Raw genomic sequence first — 13,069 nt, 5'->3', positions numbered from 1 at the left:
CCTAAGGCCATCCGCGCGCGGTTCGATCGGCAGTGCGGACATCACCCGGCCCACCCCCTGCATATCGGTCCGCTGGGCCACCTGCACGCGAGGAGCACCGCATGACGTCATCCCCGCACATCCCCGAATCCCGGCCCGAATCCCGGTTGACCAGACGCACCTTCGTCGGCGCGGTCACCACGGCAGGCGCCGTCCTGGCGACCGGTGTGGCCACCGCCGGCACCGCCTCGGCGGCACCGGCCACCCTCGACCGGGCGGTCGGTGTGGCCCGGCTCGGCGCCACCGTGCACACGCTCGGTCTGGCGTCCGACGGCTGGTTGTTGGTCGCCGCCAACGGATCCAGCCGGCCGACGACCGGACTGGCCGGCGCCGACGTGCTCGACCTCGCCGCCGGGCCGGCCGGCGGTGTGGTCGCGGTCGGCGCGCTGGCCGACGGCGACCGGTCGAGCCCGACGGTCTGGGAGTCCGCCGACGGGCTGGACTGGCACGTCGCGACCAGCCTCACCGGACTCGACGGTCACCTCACCGCGGTCGCGGTGCGCGGTGGCGACGCGCTCGCGCTTGGCGCGCTGCTCACTGTGGAACGCGCCCCCCGGCAGCGGTTCGCCTTGCGGTATCAGGACAACAGCTGGCAGGTCGCGCCGGTCGACGGGCTGGCGTACACCGACGAGCTGGCGGTCAGTGCGGCCGCCGGCGGTCCGGACGGCTGGCTTCTGTCCACAGTGGACTCTTCGGGCAGTGTGCTGGCCACCTCGGCCGACGGGCTCACCTGGACGGCCGGCGCGGGGTTGGTGGATACCGCCATCCGCTCGCTGGCGGTCACCGGCGCCGGGGTGCGCTGGGTGGGCAACGTGATCGGCGGCTCCGGTGGGCAGAGCGGTGTGGTCGGTGCCGGTCGCCAGCCGGTGGCGGTGCCCCAGGAGGCCAAGGCGCTCGGCGTCCTTGGCGACCAGTCGTACTGGCTGGTCGACGGACGCATCGTGTCGGCGACGGTCTGAGGGAGGACGAACATGATCAGCTTCAGCACCATCGACGGCACCCCGGTCTACTACTGGCGCTCGAATCCCGGCAACACCACCCCGCGCAACTGGAACGTCACCCAGGCCTTCTACGACCGGCTCGTGCTGTGGGTGCGCGACCTGCGCAGCCTGTCGGCCGGCTACGGCAGCGTGTCGTACCTGGTGTCGGCCGGGTTCTACGTCAACAAGGCGGGCCAGCACGGCGCGGGCACCGCGATGGACCTCGACCACGTGCGCTGGTCCAGCGGCACGACCTGCGCGCCGCTGGACCGGGCGCACGCCTCGGGCACCCAGTCGATCCGGCGGCGCTACATCGCGGTGGACGCGGTGTGCCGGCGGCGGTTCCGATACGTGCTCGACGGGTGGTACAACGCCGCGCACGGAGACCACATCCACTCCGACTTCGGCGACCTGCCGCCGAGGTGTGTCAAGGGGTCGTCGAGTGACTGCAAGTTCGTCCAGGCCATGTGCAACAACTTCATGGGCTCCGGGCTCGCGGTCGACGGCGTCTGGGGACCGCTCACCACGAGCGCGTTCAACACCGCCAAGTCCCGGCTCGGCATCAGCGGCGATCCGCACACCACCAGCAGCGTGTGGATGTCGATGATGTCGGCGGTCGCCACCCGCGGCTTCGCCAATCAGGCGTTCTGACCCCGTTCCCCACCGCAGCGAAGGGTCCCATCACTGCGTCCAGCGCAGCGAAGGGACCCTTCGCCGCACTGGCGTCCCGGCCGGCGGGTTGACTCGGGTGAGCTGGGTCACCTAGCCTTGAAAGGATGATTGAATCGTTTCAATAACCCTGTTCGCGAACGTCAGCGCGGAGGTTCGCATGGTCGTCGCCCGTCCCCTGCCGGGTCTGTTCTTCTTTCGTGTCAACCGTTTCCGGCCAGTCATGGCGCTCGCCGTCGTACTGGTACTCGCCGCGTCACTGCTCGCGCTGCCCTCGTCCGCGTTCGCGGCCGGGGGCCTGCGGGTCGGTGCGCTGACCACCGACGGGCGGGTCAACCCGCTCGGCATCGCCGGCCGGCCACAGCTGGCCTGGGCGTCCACTTCGGACAGACGAGGGGTCACGCAGACCGCCTACGAGGTACGGGTCGGCTCCCGGCCGGGCACGGCCGACGTCTGGGCGTCGGGCAAGGTCGCGTCGGCCAAGCAGGTCGACGTGTCCTACGCCGGTCCGGCCCTGCGCTCGGCGACCCGCTACCACTGGCAGGTCCGGGTGTGGGACGACCAGGGCGTGGCCAGCAGGTGGAGCGCCCCCGCGTGGTTCGAGTCCGGGCTGCTCGCCCAGGACGACTGGACCGGCGCGCAGTGGCTCACCGACACCGACGAGGCACTCGGCTGGACCGACTACACCGTGGACACCGAGTTCACCCTGACCGCGCTCGCGCTCGGCGTGTTCCTCCGCGCCGCCGACAACGACGGCTACCTGTGGCAGCTCAACGTCGCCGACGGCACCGGCAGGCCGAAACTGCGGGTACACCGGCTTACCGACGGCGCCTACGAACTGGTCGAGGAGGTCGACGTCTCGGCGGTGATCTCCGAGCAGGACCTGCTCACCGGCCGCCACCACCTGACGATCTCGGTCGCCGGGAACACCATCACCACGGCGATCGACGGCGCGCGGGCCGACCAGCGCGCGATGACCAACTTCACCGCCGGCACCTTCGGCTACCGGGTCAACGTCTCCAACGGCGCCCCCGAACAGGCGGTCGTGCACCACGCGACGGTCACCGGCGCGGACGGCGCGACCCTGGCCGACGTCGACTTCGCCGACGGGCACAACCCGTTCAGCGGCGGCACCGTCGGGCCGGACGGGCTGGCCCTGCTGTCCTCAGTGGAGGCCTACTACTCCGCCAACTCCAGCCTTCCCCTGTTCCGCACGGAGTTCACCGTCCCGGACGGCAAGCAGGTGGCCGCCGCGACGGCCTACGGCGCGGCCCGCGGGATCTACGAGCTGACGCTCAACGGGAACAAGGTCGGCGACCACGAGCTCGCCCCCGGCTGGACCGACTACCGCACCGTCATCCAGCACCAGACCTACGACGTGACCGACCAGGTTCGCCAGGGCGCCAACGCGTTCGGCATCGCACTGGCACCCGGCTGGTATGCCGGCAGGGTCGGCTACTACCCGAGTCCCGGCCTGTACGGCCGGACGCCGTCCGCGGTGGCCCAGGTGCGCGTCGACCACACCGACGGCAGCCACCAGTGGGTGCGCTCGGACAGTTCGTGGACCTCGGCGAACGGTCCGTTCGTCCTGGGGGACCTGCAATCCGGCGAGACCTACGACGCGCGGCTGGCGCATGCGGGCTGGGCCGAGCCCGGCTTCGACGACACCGGCTGGACGCCAGCCGAGACCGCCGAGTCCGCGACCACCCTGCTGGCGCCCCAACCGGACGAGCCGGTCCGGGCGCTCGAGGTGCTGACCGCGCGGGAGCGCACCGAGCCGACCCCCGGCGCCTTCGTCTACGACCTCGGGCAGAACATGGTCGGCGTGACCCGGCTGCGGCTGACCGGCACCGCCGGCCAGACCGCGACCATCCGCCACGGCGAGGTGCTCAACCGGGACGGCACGCTCTACACCGAGAACCTGCGGGCAGCCAAGGCGACCGACCGCTACACCTTCGCCGCCGACGGGACCGTCACCTACGAGCCGACGTTCACCCAGCACGGGTTCCGCTACGTCGAGATCACCGGGATCAGCCCGCCGGCCGCGGCCGACGTGCGGGGCGTGGTCTGGGGTTCGGACCTGCCCAACACCGGGTCGTTCAGCACCTCGGACCCGATGCTGAACCAGTTGCAGAGCAACATCGTCTGGGGTCAGCGGGGCAACTTCCTGTCCATCCCAACGGATACGCCCGCGCGGGACGAACGGCTCGGCTGGACCGGCGACATCAACGTGTTCGCGCCGACCGCGTCCTACAACCAGGACACCCGCGCGTTCCTCGGCAAGTGGCTGGCCGACCTGCGCGCCACCCAGCGGGCCAACGGCGACTACCCGCCGATCGCGCCCGAGCCGACCGACAACGGCCCGGGCGGTGTCGGCTGGGCCGACGCGGGTGTGACCGTGCCCCACGCGGTGTGGCAGGCCTACGGGGACACCACGATCGTCCGCGAGCACTACGCGTCGATGCGCCGGTTCGTCGAGTTCGTCCGTGCCGGCGCGGGTGCCGACCTGCTCGACGACGGCCGGGGCCGGTTCGAGGACTGGCTCAACCTGGAGGACCCGACCCCGTCCGGCGTCCTGGGCACCGCGTACTTCGCGCAGGACACCAGGATGCTCGCGGAGATGGCGGCCGCGATCGGCGAGACCACCGACGCGCGGACCTACGCCGCACTGTCCACTGAGGTCCGTTCGGCGTTCGCCTCGGCCTACGTCGCCGCGGACGGCACGGTGTCGGGCAACAGCCAGACCGGCTACGCGCTGGCGCTGGGCATGGACCTGGTGCCGGCCGGGCAGCGGGCCGCGGTGGCCGACCGGTTCGTGGCGAAGATCGCCGCCAGCGGGAACGCGTTGACCACCGGGTTCCTCGGCACCCCATGGCTGTTGCCGGCGCTGAGCGGCAGCGGGCACCTGGACAAGGCCTACGAGCTGTTGCTGCGCCAGGAGTATCCGTCGTGGGGTTACGAGGTCGCCATGGGCGCCACCACCATGTGGGAGCGGTGGAACTCGATCAACCCGGACGGCAGCTTCAACGATCCCGGCATGAACTCGTTCAACCACTACGCCTACGGCGCGGTCGGCAAGTGGATGTACGAGAACATCGCCGGCATCACCCCGTTGTCGGCCGGGTACGGCTCCTTCCTGGTCGCGCCGCGCCCTGGTGGCGGGCTCACCAGCGGCTCCGGGAGCTTGGAGTCCGCCTACGGCACGATCAGCTCGTCCTGGACGCTGACCGGTTCCCGGCTGCGCCTCACGGTCGACGTCCCGGTCAACACCACCGCGCGGGTGGCGGTCCCGGCGACCTCGGCCGACGCGGTCACCGAGTCCCGAGGCCCGGCGAGCACGGCGGCCGGCGTACGCGCGTCGTCCTACGCCGACGGCGTGCTGACCCTGGAAGTCGGCTCCGGCCAGTACGACTTCACCACCGGCTAGCCGAACGCCCTGAATGCCTCATTGTGGACGTTGAGCGTCCCGAATGAGGCATTCAGGGCGTTGGGTGGGTGAAGCGGGTCAGTAGGTCCAGGAGTTGCTTGTCCTCGCCGGGGGCGAGGTGGGCGTGTAGTGCGGTCGCGATGTCCCTGGCGGGGACGTGCGCGGCGTCGAAGGCCCGCAGGCCCTGCTCGGTCAGGGCGACGGTGCGCACCCGGCGGTCGGTCGGGCTGGCCTGGCGGACGGCGTAGCCGGCGGCCTCCAGGTCGTCGATGAGCCGGACCATGGAGGCCTTGTCGGTGCCGACGGCCGAGGTCAGGTCGCGCTGGTTCTTCGGGCCGTGCGTGGCGAGTTCGATGAGCACCGCGAAGTGCCGGAGTTCGATGCCCAGCGGCCGGACGGCCTCGGCCAGTGCCGAGGCCGCCCGGTCATGGGCTCGTCTGAGCAGCAGGCCGACGGCGAACGGCGACGGGTCGCCCGGCTGGTTCGTCGCACGGCCGCTGGTCATGTCGGTGACGGTACCTGCCAGGTCCCGGTGGCGAGCCAGCTGTGCGCGCCGCCGGCGGCCGGGTCGTAGGCCGGGTGCACGGTGCGGCCGTGGTGGCGCGCCAGGTCGGCCAGCTCGGTGATCTCGGCGGTCCACCCGTGGCGGGTGAGCCACTCCGCCGGGTCGGCCGGGCCGCCCCGCCACAGCTGGACCAGCGCGGGATCGGTCGCCCGCAACATCTCCCGCAGGCGCTGGCTGGTCTGGATGTGGTCGAAGGCGATGATGCTGCCGGCCGCGCTCAGCCCGCCGATGGTGGTCAGCAGCCCGTCGGCGGCGGCCGGGTCCAGTGCGTAGAGCAGGCCCTCGGTCAGCCACGCGGTGGGTCGCTCCGGCCGGAAACCCGCTGCCCGCAACGGAACGGGCCAGTCGGTGCGCAGGTCGACGCCGACCGGGTGCCTGGTGCACCTGGCCGAGGCCGGGTCGAGCACCTGGTCCTTGAACTCGAGCACGGCCGGCTGGTCGAGGTCGAACAGCTCGACGCCCGCCGGCCAGGCCAGCCGGTGCGCCCGACTGTCCACTCCGGACGCCACGAGGACGACCTGGCGGCAGCCGGCCGCGGTGGCGGCGAGCAGGGCGTCGTCGAGGAACCTGGTGCGGACCGCGACCTGCTGGCTCATGACGGCGACGAACTCGTCGCCGAGTCCGTGCTGGCCGCTGCCGCCGGTGGAGTCGCCGGCCGCGGCGAGGAACCGCTCCGCGTGCGGGTCGGCCACCAGGTGGTCCGGTCGACGGGTCTCGGCCGCGCGCAGTGCGGCCACCCGCAACGCCGTGCCACCGATCGCGTTCAACTTCGCCATGTCCACGCCCTTTCGACAAGTAGGTTCATGTGGAACTGTTTCAGATGAAACTATTATTGACAAGTGGAGTGAGGCGTTAACATCGCGCGATGCCAGCCCAGGCGGAGTCCGTTCTCCTCCTCGTCGTGCGCCGGTTCGTCGGGCCGGCCCGGGGGATCGGCCTGATACTGATCAGCGCCCTCGGGGTGCTGGCGGCGCCGGCCGGGGCGCGGCCGCTCGGGTACGCGCTGCTCGTCCTCGTCGTGGTCAGCGGCGTGGTGGACATCCACTCCGGGCACACCGGCCGGGGCAGACGCGCGGCGCTCGTGTTGGCGGTGATCCGCGCCGGGGCCATCTGCGCGGCCTACCAGTGGACCGCGCCGGTGCCCGGCGAGCTGAACCAGTGGGTGCTCAACACGCTCACGATCACCGCGATCACCCTGCAGTGGGAGAGCCCGCCCTCGGTGACCGTGCCCGTGCTGGCCGGTCTGCTGGCGGTGACCCTGCCGGCGCTGGACCTGGACCAGAGCGTCACGGTGGCGCTGCGGGTGGTCATCGAGAGCGTGCTCGCGCGGCTGGCGTTCCTGCTGTTGCTCCGGTCGGCCAGACGGGTCGACCGGTTGCGCGAGCGGCAGGTCGGGCTGGAACGCGCCGAGGCGGTCGCGTCGGCGCGCCGTCGCCAGGATCGGGAGTACCTCGCGCTGTTGCACGACACCGCGTCGGCGACCTTCCTCATGGTCGCCTCCCACGGCGTCGACGTCGATCCGGCCAGGGTCGCCGAGTACGCCCGGCGCGACCTCGCCGTCCTGGCCGCCTCGGACGCCCGGGACGGACTCGTCGCCGTCGAGTCCTCGCTGCGGCCGCTGGTCGACGGCAGTTCCCTCGACGTGGACGCGCGCTGGGATCCGACGCCGTTCGTCCCGGTCGCGGTCGCGCTGGCGCTGGTGCGCGCGGTGCGCGAGGCACTGCTCAACGTGGAGCGGCACGCCGGGGTGGCCGTGGTGGCGTTACGGGTCGCCGGCGCGGGCGCCGGCGTGATGGTGACGGTGACCGACAGCGGATGCGGGTTCGACCCCGACGCGGTGACCGGCCAGCGGCACGGCATCCGCGGCTCGCTGATCGCGCGGATGGCCGCGGTGGACGGCAGCGCGGTCGTCACCTCGGCCCCCGGCCGCGGCACCACAGTTCGGTTGGCGTGGCCAGATGCCTGAGCGCGACCACGAGCCGTACCAGTTCGCCGACCGGGTGTTCCCGGTGATGCGGATCGTGCTGCTGACCGTGGTGTTGTTGCAGCAGGCCACGTTGGGCGGCCCGCAGCTGTTCGGCCACCAGGACCGCTACCGGCCCGCGCTGGCCGCCGATCTCGCGTTCGTCGCGCTGACCATGGTGAGCGTGCTGAGCGCGGCCTGGGTGCTGCGCGGCCGGCCGCTGCCGCTGGCCGTGGTGGTGCCGGGGGCGGTGGTGTCGCTGGTCGCCTCGGGCGTGGCCGCCTCGGCCGTGCCGGTCGGCAAGTACTTCACCGAACTCGACTGGTCCTTCGGCGTGGTCGGCTGGCTGCTGCTCCTGCTGCTGGTCGAACGGGTCGCCATCCTCGTCGCCGCGCTGTGCGTGCTCGCCGCCAACAACGTCGTCCAGTTCGCGGTCGCCGGTCTGCCCGACCGGGCCGGGATCAGCGCCGCGGCGATCGTCCTGCTCAGCGTGACCAGCTTCCAGGTCGCCGTGGTGCTGGTCGTCCGGGCGTTGCACCGGGGGTCGCGCCAGGCCGGTGACCTGGCCGTCGAGCGGGACCGGATCGCCACCCGCCAGGTACTCGGCGAACAGGGCGCGCTCGACCACCGGCGCCGGTTCGCCGGCCAACTCGGCGCGACGCTGCCGCTGCTGGCGGGCATGGCCGACGGTACTGTCGACCCCCGCACCCCGGACACCCAACGGCGGATCGTGCTCGCCGCCACCCAGCTGCGCAGGCTGTTCGCCGAGCACGACGACGTGCCGGACCCGCTCGTGCACGAGCTGTCCGCGTGCGTCGACGTGGCCGAACGCCGGGGCCTGGCGGTCTCGCTGGCCGTCAGTGGCGCGCCGCTGCCGGTGCCAACGACCGTGCGCCGGGCGCTGACCGGGCCGGTGATCACCGCGCTGGCGGCGGCGCGGTCCAGGGCCAGGGTCAGCCTGCTGCGCACCGGCGAGCAGGTCCGCGTCGCGGTGGTCGCCGACGCCGGCATCACCGACGCGATCACCTCGGACGCCGCCGAGATCGACGTGGCCTGGTATGCACACGAGGAACACACGCGGATGGAGGCCAGATGGCGATCGGCACCGACCCCGCCGGACTGACCGCGGTCATCGTCGATGATCACCCGGCGGTGCGCGCCGGGGTCACGCACTGGCTGTCCAGGGGCACGCCACCGATCACGGTGGTGGCCGAGGGCGAGGACGCGCGGGTCGCGTGGCTGGCCGACGGCGCGGACGCCGACGTGGTGATCCTCGACCTCCACCTCGGCGGCCCGACCCCCGCGCTCGGCGACCTGCGGCGGCTGGTTGAGGCCGGCCGGCGGGTGGTGGTCTATTCCATGCGCCCCGACGACGGCATCGCCCTGCAGTGCCTTGAGTTGGGCGCGCTGTGCTACCTGACGAAGGCCGAGGGCGCGGTGCACCTGGTCGAGGCGGTGCGGGCCGCGGCCGACGACCGGCCATACACCCCGCCGGCGCTGGCCGGGGCGCTGGCCGGCGACCGCTCCGAGCGGCGGCCCACGTTGTCCTCACGCGAGATCGAGGTGCTGGTCGAGTGGTTCCAGTCCGAGTCCAAGGAGTTCGTCGCCCACCGGCTCGGGATCTCGCCCAGCACGGTCAACTCGCACCTCGAACGGATCCGGATCAAGTACGCCCAGATCGGCCGGGAGGCGTCGAGCAAGGTCGCCCTCGCCGCGCGCGCCATCCAGGACGGGCTGATCGGCGTGGACGATCTCTGACGCTACGCGCCGAAGTGGGTGAACGAGGCCCACAGTGAGGCCGGTGCGCCGGCGTCGCGGGCGCCGGCCACCGCCCTGCCCAGCGCGCGGGTGGCCGGCGCGGTGGCGAGTTCCTCGTGCAGGCGGGTCATCAGGCGGACGGTCCGGTTGGCGTCGGGCACGGGCCACAGCGCGGCGATGACCGACCGCGCGCCGGCGGCGAGCAGCACGGCCGGGAAGCCCAACTGTTCGCCCGGCGTGTGCTTCCCGATGCCCGCCAGGTCGCAGGCCGACAGCACCATGGTCGTGCCGGGGAGCAGGTCCTCGCTGAGCATGGTCGACAGCGTCAGCGACCCGCCGAGCACCAGCGCGGAGTCCAGCGGCTCGCTCGGCCGGATCACCCCGTGGCAGGCCAGGTGGATCGTCGCGCTCGCCCGCAGCCGCGCCAGCAGCTCGCCGGCGGACTCGTGCGGTGGCATGGCGGCCGGGGCGGCGCGCAGCCGGTCCTCGTCCTGCTGGCCGACGGGCTGCCCGATGATCACCGGCGTGACGCCGTGCACGGCCGCCACCGCGTTCGCCTCGGGCACCACGAACGGCAGCTCGTCGTCGCCGGTGGCCGGATCGGCGGCGACGAACGCGGCGCCGGTGGCGGCCGGGTGTTCGCCGGCGAGCACGAGCGAGCGGGCCGACGGCGCGATCGTGAGGTCGAGCGCGGCGCAGGCGGGCTCGTCGTCGATCAGCGCGGTGTACAGCGGCAGCTGTGCCAGCTCGCCGAGCGGGACGACCGCGAGCGGCCGGTCGCGCAGGTGTGGCCAGCGGGCGAGCACCGGCTGCCACAGGGACTCGCCGAGCCAGCCAAGCAGGTCCTCGACATGGCTGGACAGCGCGGTTCCGGTCACCTCCCTTGCCCGGCGGGCGGCGGCCACGGCGTGCAGCTCGCTGATCTTCCGTTCCACCGCGGTGATGTCCACGCCGGGCAGTTCGACGCTGCTGGCGATGGACCGGGCCGGGTCGTCGATGGCGGCGGCGTCGAACAGCACCGCGACCCCGTCGGTCAGCCCGCCACCGACGTACAGCAGGGAACGGCCGGTGACCCGCATCGCCTCCAGCGGCAGGCTGAGGCCGTAGGACATCGCGACCCGCGCACCCGACCGGGCGCGGTCGACGTCGGCGAAGTCCTCCCGGAGTTTGGTCTGGTAGAAGGCATCCAGCCCGCCGGGGTCGCCGTCGTAGACCACCGGGCGGCGAGCGCTGTCGATCCGGCCGGCCACGGTGCCGAGCATCGCCTCGTGGTCGGCGGCGGTGCTGGTCGTCGCCCAGGACCCGACCGAGCGCTTCAACGTGCGGTCGCCGAGGCGGATCGAGGTGAGCTGTTCGGCGATCATGGCCGCCGGGGTCGGCAGGCCGGCACGGTGGGCGGCGTAACAGGTCAGCTCCGCTTTGCGAAACAGGTCCTTGGCGAACGCCGCGAGTAATCCGGGCTGAGGAGTGATCTCGTGTTGGGCATCCAGTTGGGCGATCGCGGTGGCCATCATCCAGCCGATGGCGACCACTCGGTGCCAGTTCTTGGCGGACAGCTCGGTCAGAAAGGCGATTTTTCCCGTCGCCAGGGTGACGATGGGTGCGCGCGGGTCGTCGATGATCCGTGGCTCGCAGTCCTTGAGCAGCCGCCAACACAGTTCCTGGATCTGCGGCCACGGGTTGGGGTGCGGTCGTTCGTGCGCGGTCTTGGCCAGCGCGAGCACTTCCAGATAACGGTCGTCGAGCGTCTTTCCCCGGCTGAACAGACCCATTTCCGCAACTCCCCCAATTGTGGTGTCCGCCATGCGATCGGGCGGTTGTACGGTGGTCAATCGTGACCAGGGACCGGTTGTTACACGACGATGCCGACGAGTTGCGCGCGCTGCCGGGCCGCATTCGGTCGGCCCGGCTGACCCCGGCGGAATGGCGCGGGATCAGCGCCGCTCTGGCCGCGTTGACCACGGCGCTGCGCACCGGATCGAACCGCGAGGTGGTGCGGGCAGCCGGTGTCTTCGACGATCTCGTCGGCGTCCGGGTGAGCGCGCAGCCGGGTGGGCTGGCCACCGACGGTCCACCGGACGAGGTCACCCACCTGGTCCACGAGGTCGAACTGGCCGTGACGCGACGACTGACCGACACACCCGATGACCCCGCCGACGATCAGTAGGCCGGCACTGCTGGTCTACGCGTTCGCCGCGCTCGACGGCGGACCCGAGCTCGCGAGCGCGGGCTGGGCGCGGCTGGCCGACCTGTGGCGCGCGTGCCGGACGATCGGGCCGAGTACCGCACCCCTGCTGGGGGTGTCCGCGCCCGAGTACCTGCCCGACCGGCCCGCCGGCACCGGCCCGTTCCGGATCGTCGCCTCCGGCAGCCGGGCCACCCCCGGCCGGACGCGCTCGATGTTCGTGTTCACCGAGCACGGCATCGCAGGGCTGGTGGCCGCGATCTCCGCCGATCGCGACGGCGTCGACGGGTTCGCCGAGCTGGTCGCCGACTGGCGTTCGGTCGACCCGGCAGGCGGCGCCCTGATCGGCAAGGTCACCGTGCTGCTCGGCCTGGCCGCCACCGCGACCGCGCTGCCCGAGGTCGCCGCCGGCCTGGCGACCGGCTACGGCGCGCGCGTCGACCTGCCCACCGCCGACCACGGCCCGGCCGGCGCGCTGCTGTGGAACCTCGACGAGTCCGACCGTGCCCGGGTGCTGGTGCTCGCCGCCGAGGAATCGGCGGAGTCCGCCGTGGACGAATGGGCCTGGGCGGTCGACGGCCGGCAGGGACTGACCCCGTTGACCCGGTACTGCCTCACCGTGTTCCGGGCCGACCACCAGCGACAGCTCTACGAGTCGCTGCGCCCGCTCTCGGAGCTCGTCACCGAGACCGACACAGCGGTCACCGCGCTGGCCGCCCACCTGGTCACCGCCGACCAGCCGGCCACCGAGCTGATCGCCGCGGACCAACGACTGCAACGGGTCCGCCTCGGCGCCACCGGCGTGCTGTGGCGGCTGTCCAAGGTGCGGGAGATGGCGACGGGCGTGCACGCACTGCGGGTCAACCTCCGCCGGCACCGGCCGGAGTCGACCGTCCCCGGCGCGATGTTCGACCACGACGACACGGCGTTGACCTGGCTGGCCGACCAGCTCGACCGCGAAGCGTCCTATTTGGACGGCCTGGTACAGCGCACCGAGGCCGTGCACGCGACCGCGACCGCGGTCATCGGCGCGGAGACCGCCCGCAGGCGCGACCGCCTGACCCTGTTGCAGACCTCCTTCATCGGCGCGTTGCTGATGGCGCTCGCCGCCATCCAGTCGTTCCAGTACACGACCACGATCACCGCGCCGCTGAAGGCCCCGGTGATCTGCGCCCTGGCCGCCGCGGCCTGCTGCCTGCCGCTGCTCGTGGCCAGGTGGAGCCGGCTGGTGCCCAGGACCGAGCCCTACCGCTGGTCGGAGCTCGCGGCGGCGGCGTTGTTCGGCGGCGCGCTCGGCTGGCTGGGCAGCGGCCTGCTCTGGCAGGCCACGGCCGCCACCATCGCGCCACCGCTCGCGACCACGCTGGCGGTGCTCGCGGGCGCCCTCGCGCTGTTCGTGCCGACCTGGCTGACCCGCCGCCGCGCGCCGCGCGGGTGACCCGTCAGCGCAGCGGGGGCATGGGCGGCAGCGGCCGCCGGCGGG

Annotated in this window: 11 protein-coding genes; 8 read left to right on the top strand and 3 right to left on the bottom strand. The window is 72.6% G+C overall.

Annotated features, from left to right (window positions below; genetic code table 11):
* The first annotated feature begins 101 nt into the window (after positions 1 to 101).
* The 3 genes from ACYVIP_RS45380 (at position 102) to ACYVIP_RS45370 (ending at position 5,115) form a co-directional block, all read left to right on the top strand.
* Positions 102 to 998 (top strand): hypothetical protein, encoded by an 897-nt coding sequence (locus ACYVIP_RS45380; protein ID WP_460407537.1) that lies wholly within the window; start codon positions 102 to 104, stop codon positions 996 to 998.
* Positions 999 to 1,010: 12 nt separating this feature from the next.
* A complete protein-coding gene (locus ACYVIP_RS45375) occupies positions 1,011 to 1,670 on the top strand; it encodes an extensin family protein (RefSeq protein WP_460407535.1) in 660 nt (219 codons plus the stop codon).
* 178 nt (positions 1,671 to 1,848) lie between these two features.
* Positions 1,849 to 5,115 (top strand): family 78 glycoside hydrolase catalytic domain, encoded by a 3,267-nt coding sequence (locus tag ACYVIP_RS45370; RefSeq protein ID WP_460407533.1) that lies wholly within the window; start codon positions 1,849 to 1,851, stop codon positions 5,113 to 5,115.
* Between the two features lie 52 nt (positions 5,116 to 5,167).
* Here ACYVIP_RS45370 and ACYVIP_RS45365 read toward each other — a convergent pair whose 3' ends face one another.
* Positions 5,168 to 5,620 (bottom strand): MarR family winged helix-turn-helix transcriptional regulator, encoded by a 453-nt coding sequence (locus ACYVIP_RS45365; RefSeq protein ID WP_460407532.1) that lies wholly within the window; start codon positions 5,618 to 5,620, stop codon positions 5,168 to 5,170.
* Positions 5,617 to 6,456 carry an SAM-dependent methyltransferase gene (locus ACYVIP_RS45360; RefSeq protein ID WP_460407530.1) on the bottom strand — a complete coding sequence of 280 codons (840 nt, stop codon included), beginning with the start codon at positions 6,454 to 6,456 and terminating at the stop codon, positions 5,617 to 5,619. Before ACYVIP_RS45360 ends, ACYVIP_RS45365 begins: the two co-directional genes overlap by 4 nt.
* Before the next feature lie 89 nt (positions 6,457 to 6,545).
* Here ACYVIP_RS45360 and ACYVIP_RS45355 point away from each other — a divergent pair, with 89 nt between their 5' ends.
* The 3 genes from ACYVIP_RS45355 to ACYVIP_RS45345 are packed head-to-tail and all read left to right on the top strand — an operon-like array spanning position 6,546 to position 9,401.
* Positions 6,546 to 7,646: a sensor histidine kinase gene (locus tag ACYVIP_RS45355; RefSeq protein ID WP_460407528.1), complete on the top strand. Its 1,101-nt coding sequence runs from the start codon at positions 6,546 to 6,548 to the stop codon at positions 7,644 to 7,646.
* Positions 7,639 to 8,766 carry a hypothetical protein gene (locus ACYVIP_RS45350; protein ID WP_460407527.1) on the top strand — a complete coding sequence of 376 codons (1,128 nt, stop codon included), beginning with the start codon at positions 7,639 to 7,641 and terminating at the stop codon, positions 8,764 to 8,766. Before ACYVIP_RS45355 ends, ACYVIP_RS45350 begins: the two co-directional genes overlap by 8 nt.
* The gene (locus tag ACYVIP_RS45345) at positions 8,736 to 9,401 is read left to right on the top strand and encodes a response regulator (RefSeq protein WP_460407525.1); all 666 of its coding nucleotides are present in this window, start codon (positions 8,736 to 8,738) and stop codon (positions 9,399 to 9,401) included. The genes ACYVIP_RS45350 and ACYVIP_RS45345 overlap by 31 nt, the downstream gene beginning before the upstream one ends.
* Before the next feature lie 2 nt (positions 9,402 to 9,403).
* Here the strand turns inward: ACYVIP_RS45345 and ACYVIP_RS45340 are convergent, their stop codons facing one another.
* Complete coding sequence (locus ACYVIP_RS45340) at positions 9,404 to 11,173, bottom strand: CHAT domain-containing protein (protein WP_460407524.1); 1,770 nt, start codon at positions 11,171 to 11,173, stop codon at positions 9,404 to 9,406.
* A 62-nt stretch (positions 11,174 to 11,235) separates the two neighbouring features.
* Here ACYVIP_RS45340 and ACYVIP_RS45335 point away from each other — a divergent pair, with 62 nt between their 5' ends.
* Together ACYVIP_RS45335 and ACYVIP_RS45330 are read left to right on the top strand one after the other, a co-directional pair.
* Positions 11,236 to 11,568, top strand: a complete 333-nt coding sequence (locus tag ACYVIP_RS45335; protein WP_460407522.1) for a hypothetical protein — start codon at positions 11,236 to 11,238, stop codon at positions 11,566 to 11,568.
* The gene (locus ACYVIP_RS45330) at positions 11,546 to 13,024 is read left to right on the top strand and encodes a CATRA conflict system CASPASE/TPR repeat-associated protein (protein WP_460407520.1); all 1,479 of its coding nucleotides are present in this window, start codon (positions 11,546 to 11,548) and stop codon (positions 13,022 to 13,024) included. The genes ACYVIP_RS45335 and ACYVIP_RS45330 overlap by 23 nt, the downstream gene beginning before the upstream one ends.
* Positions 13,025 to 13,069: the final 45 nt, after the last annotated feature.

The sequence above is a fragment of the Actinophytocola sediminis genome (genome assembly GCF_054779715.1).
The sequence above is the reverse complement of the archived record's forward strand: the minus strand, read 5'-3'. Positions and strand labels throughout refer to the sequence as shown.